The organism is Bacillus sp. M13(2017), assembly GCF_002218325.1.
Taxonomy (GTDB): Bacteria; Bacillota; Bacilli; order Bacillales; family Bacillaceae_G; genus Bacillus_A; species Bacillus_A thuringiensis_K.
Genome location: NZ_KZ268500.1, coordinates 717353 through 740449, shown reverse-complemented (window position 1 = coordinate 740449; position 23097 = coordinate 717353). Strand labels below are relative to the sequence as shown.

The following is a 23097-nucleotide window of genomic DNA, read 5'->3' as shown; positions in this document are numbered from 1 at the left end:
ATTTTTTCATAAAAAAACATCTGCACCATTTCGGTACAGATGTTTTTACTTATGCCTTTTTCTTAAATAAGTTTGCAATACTTAATGCAAGCCCTCCCCAAATGACTACGATTCCAATAACCATCATCATAATCGCTGATCCACTCATTATGAAACACCTCGATCTTTCCATTCTTTTTCAAGCTTTGCAGAATCCGAATGTATTTGTGCATCCCATTTCTTTAGACTAATAATTAGCGCAACAATAAGGAAGGCTACTGCTATCGACCAACCATACGTTACAACAAACTCAGTCGGATAATCTCCGTAGTTCTTTTTAATATTTTGGATTGTACCATCAATTAGCATATACCCTAACATAAGCGGAGTAATAACGAGTAAACTCACTCTCCAAAACGTTCCTAATTTAATGTCAGATACAAAGTTTGCATGATTTTGATAAACTGGTAAACGACGTAAAATGAGCCCTATCGTCACTACTTCCGCAAGTGCAATTGTAATTAATCCGAAATTATTAGCGAAATAGTCGACAACATCTAAGAACATAAGCCCACCACGTGTTGCAAAAGCAAGAGAAACTAACACGAGAAGGGTTCCCATAATTCCAATGGTTTTTTCCCGACTTAAACTGAATTTTTCAGACACAGCAGCAAAGCATACTTCCGCGAGTGAAATAAGTGATGTGATTCCAGCAACCGTTAACGATAAGAAAAATAATACACCAAACAACGGTGACATCGGTAATTCATTAATAATTTGCGGAAACACTACGAACGCAAGCCCAACGCCAGCACTTGCTACTTTATCAACCGGTACTCCCATATTATTTGCCATAAACCCAAGAGCTGCAAAGACCCCAATACCTGCTAATAATTCAAATCCTGAGTTTGCAAATCCAGTAATAAAGGCATTATTTGTTGTATCCGAGTTTTTCGGTAAATAACTAGAATAAGTAATCATAATTCCAAATGCTAAAGATAAACTAAAGAATATTTGACCATAAGCAGCAAGCCATACTTTCCCATCAAAAATACGACTCCAATCTGGTTTAAAGAATGCATCTAGTCCTTGCATAGCACCTTCCATCGTCACTGCACGAACGACGATAATAAGGAACATAACAACTAATAAAGGAATAAATATACGGTTAACCACTTCGATTCCTTTTTTAACTCCTTTAAATGCAACGCCAAGCACAATAATCCAAACGAGAGCTAACGGAATTAATACTTCCGGTACAAGTCCTCCAAATTGTCCTGGCTTATCTGCAACATGTAAGTACTCTTTAAATAAAAATGATTGCGTGTCTTTTCCCCATGCTCCAGTAATTGCAAAGTATGTATACGATATAGACCAAGCAATAATCACTGCATAATATGTTGAAACGATAAATGTTACGCACATTTGCCACCATCCAATAAATTCGGCACGCGGGCTAATACGGAAAAATGTAAGTGGTGCTGAACCACGATGACGATGACCAAGGGCAAACTCAAACGCTAACAATGAAATACCAGTCGTTAATAATGCAAATAAGTACGGTAAAAAGAATGCTCCTCCTCCATTTTCATACGCTGTATAAGGAAAACGCCATATGTTTCCTAATCCAACGGCAGATCCGACCGCTGCGAAAATAAATCCAGCTCTCGTTCCCCATTGTTGCCTCGTTTCCATGTTTCCTTCCCCCTTTATGACAAGTTCATACTTGGATTATATTTTAAATTGACTAAATTATCAATAAATTCTGTTAATTTTTTCGAAAATTAACATCTCTCTCCTATTAACGGCATAAAAAAATCGAATAGACAATTATTCGTCTATTCGATCTTTCATCTGTTTTAATATTTTCTTTTCAAGTCTTGAAACTTGTACTTGTGAAATGCCTATGCGCTCTGCTACTTCTGACTGTGTTTGATCTTTATAGTAACGCAAGTATACAATTAAGCGCTCTCGTTCATCTAGTTCTCTAATCGCTTCTTTTAAAGCAATTTTATCGAACCATTTCGTTTCAGATTGATCTGCAATTTGATCTAAAATAGTGATTGGATCGCCGTCGTTTTCATATACAGTTTCATGTATAGATGAAGGAGCACGGCTCGCTTCTTGCGCTAGAACAACTTCCTCTGGCGTTAGTTCTAGTGCCTCTGCCACTTCATTAATCGTTGGAGCCCTTCCGAACTCTTTCGAAAGCTCATCTCTCATCTTTCGAATTTTGTTCCCTGTTTCTTTTAAAGACCTACTAACTTTCACTGATCCATCATCACGTAAAAAACGTTGTATCTCTCCAATAATCATGGGAACTGCATATGTTGAAAATTTCACGTCGAAAGATAAATCAAATTTATCTACCGATTTTAAGAGCCCAATACATCCAATTTGAAATAGATCGTCTGGTTCGTATCCTCGATTAAGAAACCGCTGTACAACCGACCAAACAAGACGCATATTACTTTGAACGATTGTATCTCTTGCCTGTTGATCTCCATCTTGACTTTTTTGAATTAACGCTTTTAGCTCGTGGTCCTTTAACTGAGGTTTCTTCTTCTCATTTTTGACCTCTATGTCCATAGGCTATTCTCCTTAATTGCATAGAGCGTTACTATTTGATAAGTATTTTGTCAAATGGATTGTTGTCCCGAAAGATTCGTTTGAAATAACTTCTACTTCATCCATAAAATTTTCCATGATAGTAAATCCCATTCCGGAACGCTCTAATTCAGGTTTAGTTGTAAAAAGGGGTTGTCTCGCTTCATCTAAGTTAAAGATTCCAATCCCTTCATCTCGAATCGTGAGTTTCACCATTGCTTCTTCCAAAATTACAGAAATATAAACAATACCTTCTGCATTTCCTTCGTATCCATGAATAATTGCATTTGTAACCGCTTCTGACACAACTGTTTTAATCTCCGTTAATTCTTCCATCGTTGGATCTAGTTGTGCAATGAAAGCCGCCACTGTAACGCGAGCGAACGATTCATTTTGACTTAATGCTGAAAATTGAAGGTTCATTTCATTTCTCATCTATGCCACCCCCAACGTCGCGAGCGCGTGCGCTTCACTTTCTTCTAAGCGAACGATTTTGAATAAGCCCGACATTTCAAATAAACGCTTAACAGGCGGTGAAATTGCACAAACAACCATTTCTCCACCTAATCCCTTTACGTGTTTATATCGGCCTAATATAACACCTAGACCAGAACTATCCATAAACGATAAGTTCTCTAGGCTCAAAACAATATGATGAACACCATGTGTCTCAATCATATCTGTTACTTTCGTTCGCAACTCTTCAGCCGTATGATGATCTAATTCACCCTCTAGTCTCACACATAGGACGTCACGTTTCACTTCTAATTGCATGGAAAGACTCACACGATTTCCTCCTTATGCTCAAACTTTACTTTTTCACATACATAAAGATTTTCGTGATACAAAATAAGAATCCTTCCTGCTGACAAAAGAAGAACTATTTCGTCATAAAGTGAAACCTTTCAGCATTATTCACTTACATACGAATAGAAAAGCGGCAAAATATTTGCCGCTATTTTGATGTTGAAAACATCCCAAAACTTCTTTTAAATAACTCCCACCAGCTCGCTGCAGCAACATCTTCTTTTGCTACAATTGTTTGTTTTAATAAAACATCTTTATCTTTTTTAATAACAAGTGTACCAAGCGCGTCACCTTTTTTAATCGGTGCTTTTACTTTCTTTTCAGCAATTACTTCTTGTTTTACCTTGTCCATATTCTCGCCCTTCTTCATAAGAAGAGAAACATTATCTGATGCAACTAAATCTACTTTTTCTTTTTTCCCTTTCCCTACTTGAACTGTCTTAATTTTTTCGCCGCGCGTATACAATTTCTTTGTCGTATATTGTCCAAATGCATAGTCAAGAAGCTTCGTCACTTGGTTGTTCCGTTCTTTTGATGTTGGTGCTCCCATGACAACTGAAATGACACGCATGCCATTTTTTTGAGCCGATGCTGTTAAACAATATTTCGCTTCTGTCGTAAAACCTGTTTTTACTCCATCTACGCCAGGATAAAAACGTACTAGCTTATTCGTATTAACGAGCCAAAACTTTTTATCCGTATCTTCACGTAAATAATCTTCGTACTTACCTGTGTATTTACGAATAAGTGGATACTTCATCAATTCTCTCGCCATTATAGCCATATCATTTGCTGTGGAATAATGGTCTTTAGCCGGAAGACCTGTCGGGTTTTGAAAATGTGTATTTTTCAGCCCTAGATCTTTCGCCTTTTTGTTCATCATATTTACAAATCCTTCTTCTGAACCTGCGATATGCTCGGCTACTGCAACAGATGCGTCATTTCCAGATGCAATTGCAATACCCTTTAACATCTCATTTAGAGTCATCTCTTCCCCAGGTTCTAAAAAGATTTGCGATCCACCCATTGAAGCTGCATGTTCGCTCGCTCTAACTTTATCGGTCAGTTTTAGTTTTCCTTTTTCAACTTGTTCCATAATTAAAAGCATTGTCATAATCTTTGTCATACTAGCAGGTGGTAATTTTTCATTTGGGTTTTTATCAAATAAAACTTTACCTGTATCTTGCTCAATTACGATTGCTGACGACGCTTGTTCCGCTAACTTCGGTGTTGTTTCTTCTGTTTTCTCCTGCTTCGTTTTCTCAGATTGTGCGAAACTCACTGAAGTTCCAGAAAGCAATAACATGAAACAAACAAGTATTCCAAAAACTCGCTTCATGACTAACCCTCCATTCTATATCAGACCTATTTTTTCCAATTTACTCTTTTTTAATACCAAATTTTTCTAACATTTTCAGTTGACAAACACATTCATCCCCTATATTGTATTAAGTGTATTACACGAAGTAGTACACTTAATACATATGAGGAAGGAGACATTGCTCTTGCATATTCAACTTGATCCAAGAAGCAACACTCCGATATGGGAACAAATTGTTCAAAATATAAAAGAACTCGTATTGAAAAACATGTTGGCTCCAAGTGATAAACTTCCTTCTGTACGCGAACTCGCTTCTTTACTCGTTATAAATCCAAATACAGTGAGTAAAGCGTATCAAGAGTTAGAGCGACAAGGAATTATTGAAACGTTACGAGGAAAAGGAACATTTGTATCTCAATCGATTACCCCAACATTAGACGAAAGGAAAATCGCTATGGTTGAAAAGCAATTTCATCAATTACTATTAGAAGCCTCTTATCTTGGTGTTACGAAAGATAAAATTCATGATTGGATAGATTCATACTATAAAGAGATTGGAGGGAATGCGGATGTTGAAAGTGACAAACTTGAAGAAAACAATTGATAATCAAACAATTTTAGACGATGTTTCTTTCACATTGCAAAGAGGGAGTATCATCGGATTACTCGGAAGAAACGGCGCGGGAAAAACAACTTTATTGCGAACGATGGTCGGTATTTTAGACCCAGACGAGGGAACTGTTACATATGAAGATACAAACATTCATCAGTTTCCTGAAATAAAGCAAAAAATTGTATATGTTCCTGATTCTACTAATATACTGAACGGCTATACGATAAAAGAAATCGTAAAGTTTTATAAAGAAGTTTATACCGCATTTAATGAAGCATATTTCTATGAACTGTTAGAACGTTTTAACTTACCAAACAAACGAATTCGTAGTTATTCAAAAGGAATGAAAGCACTGCTTGCCATCATTTTAGCTGTTGCTGCACAGGCAGAATATATTATTTTAGATGAACCAACAAACGGGCTGGATCCTATCGTTAAAAGACAGATTTTACAGTTTCTCGTTGGAGAAGTTGCAGAAAAAGAAATTACCATTTTCATCTCCACTCACCATTTAGATGAAGTAGAACAAATTGCAGATACAATCATTATGTTAAAAGGACATACCGTATCTTCTATTACATCATTAGACGATGCAAAATCACAATTTGCTAAAATCCAAGTAGCCTATGAACGCTCATTACCTCAAAAACTAGAAAACTTAAGCAATATTAAAATATTAAACCAAACGGGAAAAGTATATACAATTTTAATTGAGGGAAATGTGGCAGCTACATTAGAAAAGTTTCATAAAGAACAGCCACTGCTCATTGAAGAATTAGCCATGTCACTCGAAGATATTTTTATCACAACGTTTGAGGAGGATTCGCATGTTTCATAAAGCTTTATGGATAAGGCAATGGAAGCAAGGAAAATATATAATTCTATTATTTTGGTTAATTAGTTTATATCAACTACCTTATAAATATTATCAAGAAGCGCAAATGCAGCTAAAACAATCAAAAATGAAGTTTGATGACTATGCATATTACTACTCCTACTATTTTCATGCATCTGATGGTGCCGTCCTCTTTCAAGGATTTACTCTTATTGCACTTGCTTGTCTTTTAATTGGGTGGGAACGTAACAATCAATCAACTGATTTTCTCTTCTCGATGCCTTTTAAACGAAAAGATATTTTTTTAACAAAATGGTGGCTTGGTGTTTTGAATATTATTACAGTGCAAATTGTTTGCTGGCTTAGTATGTACGGAATAAAGAACATGTCGTTTCACAATGAGTATCAAATCTTTACTCCGTTCTATAGTTACTTTCTATATGCTACGGTTGTACTTATCGCTATTTATACATTCACCTTATTTATCGGAACCATTACTGGACATATATTCTCTCAAAGTAGTTTAACTATCATTCTATTATTTTTACCATACGGTTTTGGATTGTTAATTTCCGGATTCATTTATTCCCATACACAATGGTCTTTAGATGCAATGGGAGAAATAGAGCAACGTACTCATGAGTACTTACAACATATAGATATCATTTCACCATTAGAATCTTTTTCTATTACTTATGATTACCACCCGATAGAAACATTTGATAACTATGGCAATAAACTTTCTAGTGTACCACAGGACAATCCAATGGAGCATACTTTTGTACCTTCTCCTTGGACACTATTAACACCATTTGCTTACATCATTATCTTTTTATCAATGGCAACCTTTCTATACACACGTACACCAAACGAACAAAACGGAAAAATACTATTGTTTCCTAACTTGCAAAAATGGTTCATGATTTGCACTGTTCTATGCTTCGGACTGCTTGGCGGTAGAATATTAGGTGGACGAGATGCACTTCTGTCTTATTATGTTGGATTTTTCCTATTCGCTATCATAAGTTACTTCATTTTTACACGTCTATTAAAATTGAAGTTTGCTTTTGGAGGGAAATAAACATACATTAAGATGATGAATACATGTTTCAAAAAGCATTATAGATGTGAAACTATAAACACGGAACAATGGCATTAAGAGAAGCTGACAAAAGAAAGATGTTATGAATTATTTAACTCTTATATGAACTAAATAAAAAGGCATTGCACAAGAGCAATGCTTTTTATTATATATGTCCCTATCTAAATAAAGAGGTTATTTCACATTCTCTCTCCTATCCCCATACACCATCTCTTCTTTCATCCCAAATCCATCACCATTTTGCACAATTTGCTCTGTCGGTGCAACTATACTTTCGGCAATTTTCCATTCCCCACGCTCTTTCACGAATACTTGTAGAAAATAGTTCATACCATCTAGTTGATATGCATTTTGTTTTTTCACATTATAGTGAATCGCAATGTAGTACACTTGAATGTTTTCTTTTCCTATTTTTGATACGTATTGCGATAATCTCGGTATATAGAGGGCCGCTTTCTGAAAAGATAGTTGCTTCGCTTTAACAAGCGATGAACTTGTTACATTACGTAATGTGTCCTGATTACGAATATTATCGCTATGGTGGAATAATACTGCGTTTTGCATAGAACGAACCCATAATTTCGAATATAAAACTGTATTGTCGTTTTCAATATACTTCACTTCTTTTCGCACCACTTGGATAGGCGTATCTGCGTACGTGAATGTTTGAAAATAGAAAAAACCACCAAATAAAATGGTAAGTGCAGCAATATATTTCATAATCTTTCCTCCGATCTTTTAATTAAAGTATCGGATTTTCAAAATATTTTTATTCAAAAGAAAAAGGATAGGAATGCTTTCGCTTCCTATCCTCATTTATTATAATACGCGGCCAAATAGTTCTAAGACCATTTCTATTTCTTGGTCGCTCCAACCTTTAAATCTCTCTTTATAATATTCTTTACGCACAGCTTCAAGTTTTTCAGTTACTTCTCTTCCGTGCTCTGTAATTTCTAAGTACACGATTCGACGATCTGAATTAGAACGTTTTCTTTCTACTAATCCTTTTCGTACGAGACGATCTGTAACAGCTGTAATATGACTGGAGGTTACGTTTACTTCACTCGCAATTTGCGAAGCCATCTGTGGACTCTTTAAAAATAACGCACGTAATACAGAAAATTCATTATATGGCATATGTTCTGCAAAACGTGTATTAATATCATTTTGTAATAAACGTATCATTTTTCGAAATGATGCAGATAAATCTAAAATCAGCGTTTCTCTTTTTTCGTTCAATAGCCTCGTCCCTTTTTTATCATATTTACACATATTATAATCTATAAATACCTATGTTGTATATGCTTTCTTTCCTCAACATTCTCATTTATGTAACTTTTTTCATATAAATTTCTTTTTTGTTCACACATATACATATAAAAAGGATGGTGATGGAAAATGCAGGGTGGAATGAATCCTTATTTACACAACGTACGCACTGCTAATACTGGTAAAGAAGCTACTATTACTGTACAAGGCGAAGGCATTGTCAAAGCAAAACCGAATGTTGTTATATTAACGCTTGGCATTCGAACAGATGATAAAAATGTAAAACAGGCTCAAGAAGAAAATGCAGTGCAATCCAAACAATTGCTGGATGCACTTAAACAGCTTGGTATTGCCGATAAAGATATAGAAACGATTTCTTATACGATCACTCCTCAATACGAATATGTAAATGATAAAGCATTGCTACAAGGATACCGCGTGGAGCATTTGTATGAAATTACCGTTTTAAATGTACAAAAAGCTGGGGAAGTATATGATATAGCCGTTTCAAATGGCGCAAATGTAGCAAAAGGTTTACGTTTCCGAGTATCTCATCCAAATAAATATTATGAGCAAGCTCTCATTCAAGCTCTGCACCAAGCAGTAGAAAAAGCTCGTGCTATTGCGAGTACATATAATTTAAATATTAATCCTGTTCCCCTCTCATTCGTTGAAGAATCTGCCCAATTACCAAGGGAGGTTACGTCTTATGCTACTTTACATGCACAAGCAGCCCCGCCCATTCAATCGGGTGAATTAGAAATCATTTCATCCATACGGGCTATTTTTACGTATTTATAACGAATTCTCTTTATAAGTAAACGTTATCATTTTACTTGTTGTAAAAACATGATGTTCTGATATAATAAAGAACGGTGAGCTCTTACAAAAGAGATATCACGGGTGGGAGAGGGATATGAAAAAGAAGGTTTAACATGAAAGGAATACTTGAAAGAACATTTAAATTAGGTTTACACGAAACATCACCAAAACAAGAAGTTTTAGCTGGAGTTACGTCATTTTTCACAATCGTATATATTATGATTGTAAATGCGTCAATCTTATCAGATGCTGGCATTCCTCTTGAAGCTGGAATTTTAGCAACTGTTTTTAGTTCATTTGTCGGATGTCTACTCATGGCATTTTGGGCAAATGCACCTGCTATTCTTGTCCCGGGTATGGGTGTAAATGCATTCTTTACGTACACAGCTGTGCATACGCTTGGACTAACTTGGCAAGAAGCTTTGGCTGCTGTCTTTATCTCTGGTATTATTTTTGCAATTGCCGCTTTTACACCAATCGCTCGCGTGCTATCAGTATCAATTCCAAAGTCATTAAAGGAAGCGATTACTGTCGGCATCGGATTATTTTTAGCGTTTATCGGATTGCAAAAAGGTGGTTTAGTCGTTTCGAACCCAAATACTGCTGTGGCAATGGGGAAATTAAGTAATCCTGTCGTTCTTGCGACATTACTTACTCTTATCATTGCACTTGTATTATTTATTCGCAACGTACGTGGAAACTTTTTATGGACGATTGCAATAGGAACTGGTATCGCATGGCTATTTGGTCTTGTGGATACGAGTCAAGTGGGAAATAGTTCATTCTCATTCGCTAATTACGGTGATGTGTTTGGAGCTATGTCATTTGAGAAACTTTCCTCCTTACCATTTTGGATTGCAACATTCTCTTTAAGCATGGTGCTTATTTTTGAGAATATGGGACTTCTGCACGGTTTATTAGAAGATGATCGTAAATTCCCACGTGCTTACCAAGCCAATGCAATTTCAGCAATGACATGTGGTCTATTTGGCACAAGTCCTACCGTTTCAACAGTAGAAAGTGCCGCAGGTATTACTGCAGGTGGTAAGACAGGTCTGACGTCTATCGTTACTGGGTTGCTATTCTTTGCATCACTGTTTGCTCTTCCATTTGTCAAATTAATTCCTGATAGTGCCATTGCACCAATCTTAATTATTATTGGCGGTCTAATGATTACAAGCATTCAACAAATTCCTCTGAATGACTTTTCAGAAGGATTTCCAGCATTCTTAATTATCGTTATGATCCCGCTCACATATAGTATCGCTGATGGCATTGCGTTCGGATTTATTGCTTACCCTATCTTAAAAGTTGCTCTTGGAAAGCGTAAAGAAGTCGCACCATCTATGTATATCATTACATGCTTATTCTTAGCTATGTTTGTATTACATGCTATTGGTTAAGAAAAAACACCGAGGAAATCCTCGGTGTTTTTTTACTTAAACCATCCTTTTTTATAAAACCAGGCCATCATTCCCCCGCCAATTAGTGCCATGATAAGTAGACAAATAAAATAACTATATTGTCCACCAAGCTCTGGCATATGCGTAAAGTTCATTCCATATACTCCCGCAATAAATGTTAATGGCATGAAAATAGTCGAGAATACAGTTAATGTTTTCATAATGTTATTCATATGATGTGAGTTTAATGAAAAATAACTATCCCGAATATCTGCTGTTAACTCTCGGCTTGCCTCAATCATTTCTGTTAGTTTAAGCAAATGATCATGTATATCTTTAAAGTAAATTTCATGATCGCTTATACCGTAAAAACGAGTCGAATTTAAAATACGATATAATAAATCACGCATCGGAATGATTGTACGCCTTAGCTTTGATAAATCTGCACGTATATCAAATACCTCTTCTAATACACTTCCTGCTGTCTCCCCCGTTAAATTATCATCAATTGCATTTAAATGATCCTCAATGTAATATACAGGCGCAAAATAGTCATCTACAATTTGGTCGATAATTGTATGAGCTACGTGTAAAGGACTATTTTTAATACGCTTCTTTTCTCCAAGTGTTTTCCATACTCTTTCGATTGCATTGTTATGAGAAAAGTGGAAAGAAACAATATAACGATCACTAATAAATAAATCGATTTCGTGCGGTTCTAGTCCATCTTCCCCAAATGCATGAAGAACTAAAAAGTTATATCCATCATAAAAATCAACTTTTGGCCTCTGTACATATTCTATACAGTCTTCAATTGCAAGGGGATGGAACTTAAAATGGTCTTGCAGAATATATGTATACTCTTCTTTCGTTGGCTTATATAAATCTAGCCAATACCATACAATATGGTCTTTCTTTGTTTCTTCTAGAGAAACATCATATAATACTTCATCTGTTTTTGTTACTGCACAAATTCTAATCATAATTTCACCCATTATTATTATAAACAAAAAATAGTAAAAAAAGCCAAGGAGAAATCTCCTCAGCTTTTTTTATTACTTCGTTACGATACCGTGTACTAAAGTTGGTGCATCTACGTGTTCTTTAGAGATCTTCATGTTCTCATAAATTTTCGCTTTTACATCTTCAACATTTTCGCGGTTTGCGTAAATTGTAACAAGAGATTCACCTTGCTTCACGCTATCGCCTACTTTTTTGCGCAGCATTAGACCAACTGCTAAATCAATTTCAGACTCTTTCGTTGCACGTCCTGCTCCTAAAAGCATTGCTGCTGTTCCGATTTCGTCTGCAACGATTTCTGATACATATCCGTCTTCTTTCGCTTCCACTTCAATTTTAAATTGTGCTTGTGGCAATTTAGAAGGGTCATCAACAACAGATGCGTCGCCGCCTTGCGCTGATAAGAACGTTTTAAATGATTCTAGTGCTTTTCCGTTGTTCATTACTTCAATTAGCTTTTCACGTGCATCTTCTAAAGATGAAGCTTGTCCAGCAAGGTACACCATTTGACTTCCAAGTGTTAAACATAGCTCTTCTAAATCTTTCGGCCCTTTACCTTGTAATGTATCAATTGCTTCTTGAACTTCTAATGCGTTACCGATAGCTTCACCGAGTGGTTGACTCATATCAGAAATAACTGCCATCGTATTACGACCAACGTTATTACCGATGCGTACCATTGCTTCTGCTAAACGTTTTGCATCTTCATCCGTTTTCATAAATGCACCTGCCCCAGTTTTTACATCAAGAACAATTGCATCTGCACCAGCAGCAATTTTTTTACTCATAATCGAACTTGCAATAAGCGGAATTGAGTTTACTGTTGCTGTTACATCACGAAGTGCATATAGCTTTTTATCAGCAGGTGTTAAGTTACCACTTTGGCCGATAACAGCGATTTTATTTTCATTTACAAGACGCATGAATTCATCGTTTTCAATTTCCACATGGAATCCTGGAACTGCTTCTAATTTATCAATTGTACCACCAGTATGTCCTAAGCCGCGTCCAGACATTTTCGCTACTGGTACATCTAAAGCAGCTACTAATGGACCTAATACAAGTGTCGTTGTATCACCAACACCACCTGTTGAATGCTTATCTACTTTTACACCTTCAATAGCTGATAAGTCGATTGTATCACCGCTATTTACCATTGCCATCGTTAAATCCGCACGCTCTTGATCGTTCATATCTTGGAAGAAAATTGCCATTGCAAGTGAACTTACTTGATAATCAGGAATATTACCATTCGTATATCCTTCAACAATAAAGTTAATTTCTTCTGTCGTTAATGCATGTCCGTCACGTTTTTTTGCAATTAGGTCCACCATTCTCATTGTGAAGTCACCCCTTCATTTGTTTTACGATTGCTTTTACTAATGCTAAGAAGTTAGCTTTAACACGTTCTGTCGTTTCAATTACTTCATCGTGGTGAAGTGGTTGATCTAAAATACCAGCTGCCATATTTGAAATACAAGAAATACCTAATACTTTCATACCAGCATGACGCGCTACAATTACTTCAGGTACTGTTGACATACCAACTGCATCTCCGCCAAGTGTACGAAGCATACGAATTTCAGCAGGTGTTTCATATACAGGACCTGTCATTCCTACGTATACACCTTCTTGTACTTTAATATTTAAGTCTGCTGCAACTTGTTTCGCCATTTCGCGAAGTTCTACTGTATATGATGTAGACATATCAGGGAAACGTACGCCCATTTCAGAATCATTTGGTCCGATTAATGGATTCGTACCCATGAAGTTAATGTGATCTGAAATTAACATAAGATCGCCTGGCTCAAATGATGTATTTACACCGCCAGCTGCGTTTGTTACAACTACTGTTTCTACACCTAGTTCTTTCATAACACGAACTGGGAATGTTACTTTTTGCATGTCGTATCCTTCATAGAAGTGGAAACGTCCTTGCATTGCTACTACTGTTACACCTTGAAGTGTACCAAATACTAGTTGACCTGCATGGCCTTCTACAGTTGATACTGGGAATTCAGGGATTTCACTGTAAGGTACTGTTACTGCGTTCTCAATTTCGTCTGCTAATACACCTAGTCCTGACCCAAGGATTAGTCCTACTTGTGGTGTCTCTTGAAATTTCTCTTTTAAGTATGAAGCTGATTTTGTAATAAGTTCACGATTCATTTGTTTATCCCCCTATTTCTTTAGCTCGTTTAAGAAGCTTGTTCCGTATTCTGGCATTTTCACACCGAAGTTTTCTGCTACTGTTGCACCAATATCAGCAAATGTTTGACGAAGTGGTAACTCTTGTCCGCCTTCTTTCATGCTTGGGCTATATGCTAATAATGGTACATATTCACGTGTATGGTCAGTACCAGGGTGAATTGGATCATTACCGTGGTCTGCTGTAATTAATAATAGATCATCTTCTTTTAGTTTTGCGAATACTTCTGGAAGACGTGCATCATATTCTTGCAGAGCTTCTCCGTATCCTTGTGGATCACGGCGGTGGCCGAATAATGCATCAAAGTCAACTAAGTTTAAGAAGCTAAGACCTGTAAAGTCCATATTTAATGTATCTACAAGCTTATCCATTCCATCCATGTTAGACTTCGTACGAAGTGATTCAGTTACCCCTTCACCATCATAGATATCAGAGATTTTACCGATAGCAATTACATCGTAGTCACTATCTTTTAATTCATTCATTACTGTACGGCCGAATGGTTTTAATGCATAGTCATGACGGTTTGGTGTACGTGTAAAGTTTCCAGGTTCACCAACGAATGGACGAGCAATAACACGACCTACCATGTATTTCTCATCTAATGTTAATTCACGTGCAATTTTACAGATTTTATATAACTCATCAAGTGGCACTACTTCTTCGTGTGCTGCAATTTGCAATACGCTATCAGCAGAAGTATAAACGATTAAAGAGCCTGTTTCCATTTGCTCTTGACCAAGTTCATCAAGAATCTCAGTTCCAGAAGCTGGCTTATTACCGATAATTTTACGGCCTGTTTTTTCTTCTAATTCATCAAGTAATTCTTTCGGGAATCCTTCCGGGAACACTTGGAATGGTGTATCAATGTAAAGGCCCATGATTTCCCAGTGACCTGTCATTGTATCTTTACCAGTAGATTTCTCTTGCATTTTTGTGTAATATCCAAGTGGTTTCTCTACTTTAGAGATACCTTTCATTTCTCGAATGTTACCAAGACCTAATTTCACCATGTTAGGCATTTGTAACCCATTCATATGTTCAGCAATGTGACCAATTGTGTCAGATCCTAGATCACCAAATTGCTCAGCATCTGGTGCTTCACCGATTCCCACAGAGTCCATTACGACTAGGAATATACGTTTATATTTATTCATAACTGCGACCTCCTATAAGTTCAGTTCTACTTCTTGTAGTATGTTCAAAACGCTATAAAGTGAAACTGTTATCCAAAAGAATTCTCATTGTCAAACAGTACTTCTTTAAATCATTTTCTAACCTATTTCGTTTACTTGAAACGATTCAAAAACATTTCTAGTTTTTTCTAAGTCAGATGTCAGACATCTGATACTGATATCATAACATGTTTACGCTTTCTTTTTAATACATTTTCGTAGAATTTCTCATTTTCTTCACACTTCTATTGTAATCCATTCTGCAACGAAGTGCTAATTTTTTTATGATTTATTTCTTCATATTAAAAATAAAAAGTAGCTCTAAAGAGCTACTTTTTATTTTACTTCTACCGTTTCTTCTTTATGTTCATGCAATTCGCCTTTTCTTACATGTACTTTCACTTTGTAAGCACCGTTCTCTTTGAAAGTATGTTTCGTTTCATACTCTCCTTTATTCCCTTCTTTCGCTGGAATAAATTCGTGTTTTTCAACACCATCTTTCCAAATCTCTAGTTGTACTTCAGCACCAGTTAATGCTTCTTCTTTTTGCTTCAAATGAACTTTCATTGTAGATTCAGCATTTGCCTTTATGTCTCCAGCCATAAGATGGATCATTGTGTCACTTTTATGATCTCCATGTCCTGCACTGTGATCACTATTTTCTTTTTTCGCATCTTCTACTTTCGCATTTCCTACAGCAACTTTTACTTCTGGCATAACGTGCATTTCACGTGCATTTGTGTGAGCGATAATATGGTATACTCCATCCGTTTCGAATGTTTTCTCGACTGCATAAACACCTTTCCCTTTATGCTTACCATCTAACATCTCGTGTTTTTCGTCGCCATCTTTCCAAATTTCAAACTTTACATCATCAGCATCCGTTACTTTTTCTTTTCCTTGTGTAACAAGTGCTTGTACTTCTGTTTTTTCACCTGGTTTAATTTCTTTCGGATTTGTTTGGACTGCTACTTTTACAGCTTCAAGTTTCTGTTCTTTTTTCGGCTCTTCTTTGTTTGTATTACAGCCAGCCAATGCTAGCATCGCGATAAATAAAGTCATAATCAGTTTTTTCATCATCATTTCCTCCTTTATACTTTATTTAGTATAGAGGAAATACATTGTAATATTCCAGTCTTCTGCTGAAAACAATATACGAAATGTTTGTGAAGTTTCTGTGAAACAGTCTTCCCCTCTTAATCTATAAAAAAAGAGCATAGTAACTATGCTCTCGGATGAAACTGTTTATATACATCTTTTAATCTAGTTTTTGAAACGTGCGTATAGATTTGAGTCGTTGAAATATCTGCATGTCCAAGCATTTCTTGTACAGCACGTAAATCTGCTCCATTTTCTAATAAGTGCGTAGCAAACGAGTGACGCAACGTATGAGGTGTAAGCTCTTTTTCAATATTTGCTTCTTTCGCTAATCGTTTTAATATTTTCCAAAATCCTTGTCTTGATAATCGATTACCATGATGGTTTAAAAAGAGTGCATCTACTACTTTTTTCCCCATTAATTCTCTTCTTCCTTTTTCAATATACTTTTGAATCGCTTCCGTTGCTAAACTTCCTAGTGGAATAATTCTTTCTTTATTCCCTTTCCCTATGCAACGAACAAATCCCATCGTTAAATGTACATCTTCTAAATTGAGTGCAATCAATTCTGAAACACGAAGTCCTGTCGCATACAGTAACTCTAGCATCGCCTTATCACGAATCCCAAAAGCACTTGTCATTTTTGGTGTTTGAAGTAACGCCTCTACTTCATCAACTGATAATACTTTTGGTAATTTCCGTTCCCCTTGTGGCGTTTCAATATGTACGGATGGGTCGTGTTCTACCGCTCGTTCACGCAGTAAAAATTGGTGGAACGAACGAATTGATGCGATATGACGCGCCAATGTTTTCGAAGATTTTCCGTTCTCTTTTAAATACTGCAAAAAGTTAACAATGTGTAAACGGGTCACTTCATGAAAAGTTTTCGTCTGTTCCACATTTTGCAAATACTTTACGTAGCTTTTTAAATCCCGTTCATAAGATACTACTGTATTCTTTGCTAATCCTTTTTCGACAACCATATAATGAATAAAATCTTTTAATTGATCTTCCACTCTACACTACTCCCCATTTTCATAGAAAAACATCATTCTATTTACGAAAGCATCCTTTGCCGGTTCTTCATTCCCTGATACTTTTTCTACAGTCTCTTCTTTAGGTTTTTCATAACGATGATAGCTTTCATATTCTTCATTTATCCATAGTATAGCGAAATAAAACAAAATCGTACAACTTGTAAATAATAAAAATACTTTTATTCCATCAAAAGTTAATTTTAAAGCTCGGCGCATTGTAAATTCCTCCAAAATATAAGTTATTACAACATATGCCAAGCTTTCACCTATTTATACCTTATTCAAATAAAAAACCTCTTCCTAGATAAATAGGAAAAGGTTATTTTTCATCCGTTTCATTTTCTTGACAATTTTTACAAATCCCATGGAATGTTAAACGATGATCTTTCACCTTAAAGCTCCAGTCTCGTTCTACTTTCCTTTCCACTTCACCAAGTAAATCTTCTTGTATTTCTTGTACAGCACCACATTGTGTACAAATCAAATGATGGTGGAAACGCTGCGCACCTTCTTGGCGTAAGTCATAGCGTGAAACACCGTCTCCGAAGTTAATCTTATCGACAACTTTTAACTCAGATAATAGTTCTAAAGTTCGATAGACGGTTGCTAATCCGATCTCTGGCGACTTTTCTTTTACAAGGAGGTAAACATCTTCTGCGCTTAAATGATCTTCTTCATTTTCTAGCAGCACACGAACTGTTGCTTCACGTTGCGGTGTTAATTTGTAGCTCGCTGCATGTAATTGCTTCTTAATTCGTTCAATTCTTTCTTCCATTCGGTACTACTCCCTCCTCGCCACTCTTACACCATTATATCAGAAGAAGGGCTTCTGTCAAAAGAAAAAACAATAAAAACAAATTGATAATTATTCTCAAAAAGTATTTATTTTTTATTAATAGCCTCAACGACTTCTTTCATTAAAACTGGTGATGCGTAAGCCTCCACACTAGAAGCAAGTGCTAACACCACTCCAATTACGAGAAAGAAGCATGTATAACGGATTAATAATGGTAATAGTGGTTCGGTTATTTTTCTAATAAATTGATGCCTAATCATCCGTAAAGAAAAACTTGCAGCAATGGTTGTCATAACGAGAAAGACTGGAATGATAATTAAATTTTGTGGCAAAACAGATACAAATGCTAATAATAGTCCATTCCATCCATGCTGACTTACTAAAAAACCAACTGTAAATCCGACGACAACTCCTTTTACAAATAATAAAATAAAAATAAGTGGTAATCCAATAATTGAAATTCCTAAAATCCAAATAAATCCGATGTATTTTAATTGCGAAAAGTAACTTTCTCGAAACATTTCGCCCGCAATGGCAAATTCTCCTTTAGAGACTTGTCCAAAAAAACGTTGTAAATAAAATGATAAATCTTGTTTTTGATTGATTTGTAAACTATTCACAAGAATGGCTCCGAATATTACTCCCATCAATAATAAAACAGCGTTAAATATATATAATGAAGAGTTTTCCTGTATGTGAGACATTACACGGTCTTGCCAATTTTTTCGCCACATTTTTCTTCCCTCCGTTCACGCTCTTATTAAAAATGTATGAAAGAAAGAAAAAAGTATGACGAATTAGCATTGAAATTCCGCTCTACTTTGCTAAACTAAAAAGTAGAGAATAGGAGGGATTTCTCTTGAAACCATTATTATTAGATTTTCCAACATTATTTCAAACTGAACGCTTGCAAGTTCGTAAACCATTTCCAGGTGATGGTGCCGAAGTATATGAAGCAATCCAAGCTTCTCTAGAAGACTTAGTACCGTGGATACCAATTAACGCTGAAACAGAAGAGAGTGCTGAAGAAATTGTTCGCGAAGCTCACGGACAGTTTTTACTTCGTGAAACACTTGATTTTCACTTATATGATAAAGTATCTGGTACATTCATCGGAGCAATTACACTAAAGCCTGAAAACTGGGATATTCCAAAGTTTTCACTTCACTTCTGGCTACATAGTGCCTATACAAAACAAGGCTATATGACCGAAGCTGTTAAAGGTGCGATTCAGTTCGCCTTTGATAAACTAGGCGCTAGAAGAATTGAAATTCGTACTGATGCAACAAATATAAATGCATGTAGCTTAGCAGAACGTCTAGAATTCATTCTAGAAGGTACAATGGAAAATGATTTCCTAGCACCAGATGGTAGCTTACGTGATGCACGTGTATATGCAAAAATCAATTAAAAAACACTCGCCTTTGGCGAGTGTTTATCTTTGTAGTTGTAAATATTGTACTGCAAACATCGTCTTCGCATCATGAATACGAAGATCTTTCATAAGAGTAATCGCTTCTTCTAACGATACTTCCATTAATTCCACAAACTCATCTTCATCTAACTCAGCTTTATTTTCTTTTTTTGTCAAACCTGTCGCTTTATATACATATAAAATTTCATCTGCGAATCCTGGAGATGTATAGAAAGAAGTAATGAGCTCCATATTTTCACATACATATCCTGTTTCCTCTTCTAATTCACGAACTGCTGTCACCTCAGGTTTTTCACCGGGTTCTAACTTGCCGGCTGGAATTTCTATAATCGCCTTTTCAAGCGCTTTACGATACTGCTCAACAAGTACCATTTTCCCCTCATCAGTAATAGCAATAATAGCAACTGCACCAGGGTGATTTACAATTTCACGTTTACTCATTGCTCCATTTGGTAATACTACATCATCAACACGAACTTTTATAACTCTACCATCAAAAATTGGCTCAGTTTTTACTGTTCTCTCTGCAAGATTACTCATACTACTTCATCTCCCTGTTCTATTTCCTATTCTTTCCTCATACATTTTACCACATTGAAAGGAGCGTGATAGAAATGAAAGTTTATATTTTACCAAATCGCGTCACTTTAGTCGGAAAAGCATGGCAAATTCGCCATAAGCTAAAACAATATGGCAAAGAGTATACAACTGTACAAGAGTGGATTACAGCAAATAAAAAGTAAACGTTTGTCAACCTCTTTTCCCTTTCGTACAATAAAGGTAAGGAGGTTGACCTATGAAAAAACGTCAATTAGGAAACTCAGATTTATTTGTGACAGAAATGGGACTTGGCTGTATGTCTCTCGGTACATCTGAAACAGAAGCCCTGCGTATTATCGATGGAGCAATCGATTTAGGAATCAATTTTTTTGATACAGCAGATTTATATGATTATGGATTAAATGAAGAATTTGTTGGAAAAGCATTAAAAGGAAAACGAAACCAAATTGTTCTTACAACAAAGGTTGGAAATCGATGGACAGAAGAAAAAAACGGCTGGTCCTGGGATCCTTCTAAGAATTACATAAAGGCTGAAGTGAAAGAAAGTTTACGTAGACTTCAAACTGATTATATTGATCTTTATCAACTTCACGGCGGAACGATTGAAGATCCTATAGATGAAACAATTGAAGCCTTTGAAGAATTAAAAAAAGAAGGTATCGTTCGCCATTACGGTATTTCTTCTATACGTCCAAATGTCATCCGTGAATATGCACAACGTTCAAATATCGTTAGTGTACTAATGGAATATAGCCTTTTAAATCGTCGTCCAGAAGAATGGTTCCCCCTTCTGAATGAACACCAAATTAGCGTCATTGCCCGCGGGCCACTTGCAAAAGGAATTTTAACTGACAACAATGCAAGAAAAATAGAAAGAGTAAAGGAAAAGGATTATCTCTCTTATTCTTACGATGAATTACATACAACTCTAGCGAGTGTAAAAGAAACGATTGGAGAGCGCTCTTTAACAGGAACAGCTATTCAATATTGCTTACATAATAAGACTGTTGCAGCTGTTATACCTGGTGCAAGCTCTATTCAACAATTACAAGAAAATGTACAGGCTAGTAAACAAACACAGTTAACAACAGAAGAATATATACAGCTTCAGCAAATCGCTAAATGTGATACCTACGCTTTACATCGTTAAAAAGACGCTACCAGTATGGTAGCGTCTTTTTATAACGTATCATATTTATCAGGATTCGTTCCTACATGTAAATTACGATTTAACGTATTAATTTGAGTCATCTCTTCTTCCGTTAGTGAAAAGTCAAAGATAGAAAAATTCTCCTGAATGCGAGATGGTGTAACAGATTTAGGAATGGTCACAATCCCGCTTTGAATATCCCACCTTAATATAACTTGCGCAGGTGTTTTTTCATATTTAGTAGCAATGGCCTGAATAATCGGGTGCTGAAATACTTCTCCGCCTCTCATTAATGGACTCCATGCTTCCATTTGAATTTGCTCACCTTGACAGAAATTACGCAACTCAAATTGCGTCAACATCGGATGAAGTTCCACTTGGTTTACCATCGGCTTTATTTTGCAATTAGGTAATAGCAGTTCTAAATGATGTTTATGGAAATTCGAAACACCAATCGCGCGCACTTTACCTTCTTCATACAATTTCTCCAAAGCTCGGTACGTATCAACATACTTCCCTCTTACCGGCCAATGTATTAAATATAAATCTACATAGTCCATTTGTAATTTTTTCAAACTCTTTTCAAACGCCTCAAGTGTTTCCTCGTATCCTTGATCGTCGTTCCAAACTTTTGTTGTAATAAAGATGTCTTCTCTCGGAATTCCTGATTCACGAACCGCTTCTCCGACACCGCTTTCATTTTCATATACAGTTGCTGTATCAATCGAACGGTATCCAACTTCTAACGCTGTTTTTACTGCTTGTTTTACTTCGTCGCCTTCTTTCGATTTATAAACGCCTAAACCAATCATCGGCATTTTTACGCCATTATGAAGTGTAGTTGTTGGAATGTGCACAGTCGTCTCCCTTTCATTATTACATTTTTTATAAGCCACCACTTTATTTGAACAAGATTCAACCAAAAAGTCAAAACATATGTACAGTTTACATAATAAATTTATACATATTCAAAAATAATGCGAACTCATTCATTCACGTTATTTTCTATCCATTTCTTCGCTTTTTCATCAACATTACGTACAAACTCAGTTTTCCCTTCTGAATATAACGCACCATCATATGTATACTTTTCAGCTAATTCTTTCTTTAAAGTTGCATATGCCTCAGCTTCTTCACAATGAGCCATCATATAATCACGAAATGCTAAATGCCTTACTATCTCTGGATTTCCTTTTTCAAACACGTGTAAATGATACGAGCGTTTTTCTTCAGTTCCATGAATAAAATACCGGCGTCTTGGAATACCATTTTCCCCTTTTACGATGTAACCAAGCTCTATAAATCGTTCATTCCACCTATCTACTCTATCGATACTCTCTACTTCCATAATCATATCTATAATTGGTTTAGCTGCCAGTCCTGGCACTGACGTACTTCCAATATGATGAATTTTCACTGTTTCTGGCATCGCAGATTTTAATCTTTCAGCCTCTATTTGAAACTTTTCACCCCAATGATTTTCATGCGGAACAACTACAATTTTTCTCATTCTAACTCCCCTTTTCTTACAAGCTCGTCAAAAAAATGATCAGCGTTATTTCACTGATCATTTTCGTTATTATTTAAAGTCTTTCCAAGTAAGGTTACTTTCACTTAACAGTTCTTCAAATGATTTATTCTTTTCACGTTCTTTTTGTTCTTGACGCTTTCTTTCCAGTTCTGCTGCCTCTTTTTTCTCTTCTCTCACTTGCAATTCTTTCTTCTTACTCTTTAATTGCTGCATAAGTGAATCGTTTAATTGATCACCTAATGTAAGAGATTCTTTCTTTGGTTGATTCACTTGCGATTGTCTTTGCATTTGTCTTTGTTTCTTTTTCTTCATGCTGCTCACCTTTTA

Annotated in this window: 29 protein-coding genes; 8 read left to right on the top strand and 21 right to left on the bottom strand. The window is 36.0% G+C overall.

Annotated elements, in window-relative coordinates; genetic code table 11:
• Nucleotides 1-49 precede the first annotated feature (49 nt).
• The 6 genes from CGQ22_RS04300 to dacF all read right to left on the bottom strand — a co-directional run bounded on the left by CGQ22_RS04300 (nucleotide 50) and on the right by dacF (nucleotide 4732).
• On the bottom strand, nucleotides 50-148 hold the full coding sequence (locus CGQ22_RS04300; RefSeq protein ID WP_000016826.1) for a methionine/alanine import family NSS transporter small subunit: 99 nt from the start codon (nucleotides 146-148) through the stop codon (nucleotides 50-52).
• Nucleotides 148-1674: a sodium-dependent transporter gene (locus CGQ22_RS04295; protein ID WP_000450085.1), complete on the bottom strand. Its 1527-nt coding sequence runs from the start codon at nucleotides 1672-1674 to the stop codon at nucleotides 148-150. Before CGQ22_RS04295 ends, CGQ22_RS04300 begins: the two co-directional genes overlap by 1 nt.
• Before the next feature lie 135 nt (nucleotides 1675-1809).
• Nucleotides 1810-2568 carry an RNA polymerase sporulation sigma factor SigF gene (gene sigF, locus CGQ22_RS04290; RefSeq protein ID WP_000350729.1) on the bottom strand — a complete coding sequence of 253 codons (759 nt, stop codon included), beginning with the start codon at nucleotides 2566-2568 and terminating at the stop codon, nucleotides 1810-1812.
• Between the two features lie 12 nt (nucleotides 2569-2580).
• Entirely contained in the window at nucleotides 2581-3021 is a 441-nt protein-coding gene (spoIIAB, locus tag CGQ22_RS04285; protein ID WP_001243398.1) for an anti-sigma F factor, read from the bottom strand.
• A complete protein-coding gene (gene spoIIAA, locus CGQ22_RS04280) occupies nucleotides 3022-3372 on the bottom strand; it encodes an anti-sigma F factor antagonist (protein ID WP_000059135.1) in 351 nt (116 codons plus the stop codon).
• Between the two features lie 169 nt (nucleotides 3373-3541).
• A complete protein-coding gene (gene dacF / locus CGQ22_RS04275; protein ID WP_000831991.1) occupies nucleotides 3542-4732 on the bottom strand; it encodes a serine-type D-Ala-D-Ala carboxypeptidase DacF in 1191 nt (396 codons plus the stop codon).
• Nucleotides 4733-4898: 166 nt separating this feature from the next.
• On the opposite strand from dacF, the gene CGQ22_RS04265 reads away from it, so the two are divergent.
• From CGQ22_RS04265 to CGQ22_RS04255, 3 genes are read left to right on the top strand one after another with little or no spacing between them, the layout of a single operon-like run.
• Nucleotides 4899-5318 (top strand): GntR family transcriptional regulator, encoded by a 420-nt coding sequence (locus tag CGQ22_RS04265; protein WP_000548037.1) that lies wholly within the window; start codon nucleotides 4899-4901, stop codon nucleotides 5316-5318.
• The gene (locus tag CGQ22_RS04260; protein ID WP_046946410.1) at nucleotides 5284-6165 is read left to right on the top strand and encodes an ABC transporter ATP-binding protein; all 882 of its coding nucleotides are present in this window, start codon (nucleotides 5284-5286) and stop codon (nucleotides 6163-6165) included. The genes CGQ22_RS04265 and CGQ22_RS04260 overlap by 35 nt, the downstream gene beginning before the upstream one ends.
• Nucleotides 6155-7243 carry an ABC transporter permease subunit gene (locus tag CGQ22_RS04255; protein WP_000468498.1) on the top strand — a complete coding sequence of 363 codons (1089 nt, stop codon included), beginning with the start codon at nucleotides 6155-6157 and terminating at the stop codon, nucleotides 7241-7243. The genes CGQ22_RS04260 and CGQ22_RS04255 overlap by 11 nt, the downstream gene beginning before the upstream one ends.
• 195 nt (nucleotides 7244-7438) lie before the next feature.
• On the opposite strand, the gene CGQ22_RS04250 is transcribed toward CGQ22_RS04255, so the two are convergent.
• Together CGQ22_RS04250 and CGQ22_RS04245 are read right to left on the bottom strand one after the other, a co-directional pair.
• Nucleotides 7439-7984: a hypothetical protein gene (locus CGQ22_RS04250; RefSeq protein ID WP_061884545.1), complete on the bottom strand. Its 546-nt coding sequence runs from the start codon at nucleotides 7982-7984 to the stop codon at nucleotides 7439-7441.
• A 99-nt stretch (nucleotides 7985-8083) separates the two neighbouring features.
• On the bottom strand, nucleotides 8084-8503 hold the full coding sequence (locus tag CGQ22_RS04245; RefSeq protein WP_001003305.1) for a MarR family winged helix-turn-helix transcriptional regulator: 420 nt from the start codon (nucleotides 8501-8503) through the stop codon (nucleotides 8084-8086).
• A 159-nt stretch (nucleotides 8504-8662) separates the two neighbouring features.
• On the opposite strand from CGQ22_RS04245, the gene CGQ22_RS04240 reads away from it, so the two are divergent.
• The gene (locus tag CGQ22_RS04240; RefSeq protein WP_001161437.1) at nucleotides 8663-9334 is read left to right on the top strand and encodes an SIMPL domain-containing protein; all 672 of its coding nucleotides are present in this window, start codon (nucleotides 8663-8665) and stop codon (nucleotides 9332-9334) included.
• Nucleotides 9335-9468: 134 nt separating this feature from the next.
• A complete protein-coding gene (locus CGQ22_RS04235) occupies nucleotides 9469-10758 on the top strand; it encodes an NCS2 family permease (protein ID WP_000676239.1) in 1290 nt (429 codons plus the stop codon).
• Nucleotides 10759-10790: 32 nt separating this feature from the next.
• On the opposite strand, the gene corA is transcribed toward CGQ22_RS04235, so the two are convergent.
• From corA to spoIIM, 9 genes are all read right to left on the bottom strand, one after another.
• Nucleotides 10791-11753 carry a magnesium/cobalt transporter CorA gene (gene corA / locus CGQ22_RS04230; protein WP_002000765.1) on the bottom strand — a complete coding sequence of 321 codons (963 nt, stop codon included), beginning with the start codon at nucleotides 11751-11753 and terminating at the stop codon, nucleotides 10791-10793.
• Nucleotides 11754-11813: 60 nt separating this feature from the next.
• Complete coding sequence (locus CGQ22_RS04225) at nucleotides 11814-13118, bottom strand: pyrimidine-nucleoside phosphorylase (protein WP_001243086.1); 1305 nt, start codon at nucleotides 13116-13118, stop codon at nucleotides 11814-11816.
• Nucleotides 13119-13125: 7 nt separating this feature from the next.
• Nucleotides 13126-13947, bottom strand: a complete 822-nt coding sequence (locus CGQ22_RS04220) for a purine-nucleoside phosphorylase (protein ID WP_001078446.1) — start codon at nucleotides 13945-13947, stop codon at nucleotides 13126-13128.
• A 12-nt stretch (nucleotides 13948-13959) separates the two neighbouring features.
• Complete coding sequence (gene deoB / locus CGQ22_RS04215) at nucleotides 13960-15144, bottom strand: phosphopentomutase (RefSeq protein ID WP_001046079.1); 1185 nt, start codon at nucleotides 15142-15144, stop codon at nucleotides 13960-13962.
• A 354-nt stretch (nucleotides 15145-15498) separates the two neighbouring features.
• Nucleotides 15499-16239, bottom strand: coding sequence for a FixH family protein (locus tag CGQ22_RS04210; protein ID WP_000733670.1), 741 nt, complete (start codon nucleotides 16237-16239; stop codon nucleotides 15499-15501).
• 146 nt (nucleotides 16240-16385) lie between these two features.
• Nucleotides 16386-17276 (bottom strand): site-specific tyrosine recombinase XerD, encoded by an 891-nt coding sequence (xerD, locus tag CGQ22_RS04205; protein WP_000390088.1) that lies wholly within the window; start codon nucleotides 17274-17276, stop codon nucleotides 16386-16388.
• Nucleotides 17277-17282: 6 nt separating this feature from the next.
• Nucleotides 17283-17513, bottom strand: a complete 231-nt coding sequence (locus CGQ22_RS04200; protein WP_001250432.1) for a YqzK family protein — start codon at nucleotides 17511-17513, stop codon at nucleotides 17283-17285.
• Nucleotides 17514-17616: 103 nt separating this feature from the next.
• A complete protein-coding gene (fur, locus tag CGQ22_RS04195) occupies nucleotides 17617-18072 on the bottom strand; it encodes a ferric iron uptake transcriptional regulator (protein WP_000392657.1) in 456 nt (151 codons plus the stop codon).
• A gap of 107 nt (nucleotides 18073-18179) precedes the next feature.
• A complete protein-coding gene (spoIIM, locus tag CGQ22_RS04190) occupies nucleotides 18180-18797 on the bottom strand; it encodes a stage II sporulation protein M (RefSeq protein WP_013142149.1) in 618 nt (205 codons plus the stop codon).
• 155 nt (nucleotides 18798-18952) lie between these two features.
• Here spoIIM and CGQ22_RS04185 point away from each other — a divergent pair, with 155 nt between their 5' ends.
• Nucleotides 18953-19504: a GNAT family N-acetyltransferase gene (locus tag CGQ22_RS04185; protein ID WP_000803479.1), complete on the top strand. Its 552-nt coding sequence runs from the start codon at nucleotides 18953-18955 to the stop codon at nucleotides 19502-19504.
• Between the two features lie 24 nt (nucleotides 19505-19528).
• Here CGQ22_RS04185 and CGQ22_RS04180 read toward each other — a convergent pair whose 3' ends face one another.
• A complete protein-coding gene (locus CGQ22_RS04180) occupies nucleotides 19529-20068 on the bottom strand; it encodes an NUDIX hydrolase (RefSeq protein ID WP_000067044.1) in 540 nt (179 codons plus the stop codon).
• Between the two features lie 74 nt (nucleotides 20069-20142).
• Between CGQ22_RS04180 and mciZ the strand changes: the two genes are divergently transcribed.
• Complete coding sequence (gene mciZ, locus CGQ22_RS04175) at nucleotides 20143-20271, top strand: Z-ring formation inhibitor MciZ (protein ID WP_000870295.1); 129 nt, start codon at nucleotides 20143-20145, stop codon at nucleotides 20269-20271.
• 53 nt (nucleotides 20272-20324) lie between these two features.
• A complete protein-coding gene (gene lolS, locus CGQ22_RS04170; protein WP_000747201.1) occupies nucleotides 20325-21239 on the top strand; it encodes an aldo/keto reductase in 915 nt (304 codons plus the stop codon).
• Nucleotides 21240-21268: 29 nt separating this feature from the next.
• Here the strand turns inward: lolS and CGQ22_RS04165 are convergent, their stop codons facing one another.
• The 3 genes from CGQ22_RS04165 to CGQ22_RS04155 all read right to left on the bottom strand — a co-directional run bounded on the left by CGQ22_RS04165 (nucleotide 21269) and on the right by CGQ22_RS04155 (nucleotide 23082).
• The gene (locus CGQ22_RS04165; RefSeq protein ID WP_089148302.1) at nucleotides 21269-22096 is read right to left on the bottom strand and encodes an aldo/keto reductase; all 828 of its coding nucleotides are present in this window, start codon (nucleotides 22094-22096) and stop codon (nucleotides 21269-21271) included.
• A gap of 128 nt (nucleotides 22097-22224) precedes the next feature.
• Entirely contained in the window at nucleotides 22225-22749 is a 525-nt protein-coding gene (locus CGQ22_RS04160; RefSeq protein WP_001227167.1) for a GrpB family protein, read from the bottom strand.
• A gap of 69 nt (nucleotides 22750-22818) precedes the next feature.
• The gene (locus CGQ22_RS04155) at nucleotides 22819-23082 is read right to left on the bottom strand and encodes a YqkE family protein (protein ID WP_000727559.1); all 264 of its coding nucleotides are present in this window, start codon (nucleotides 23080-23082) and stop codon (nucleotides 22819-22821) included.
• Nucleotides 23083-23097: the final 15 nt, after the last annotated feature.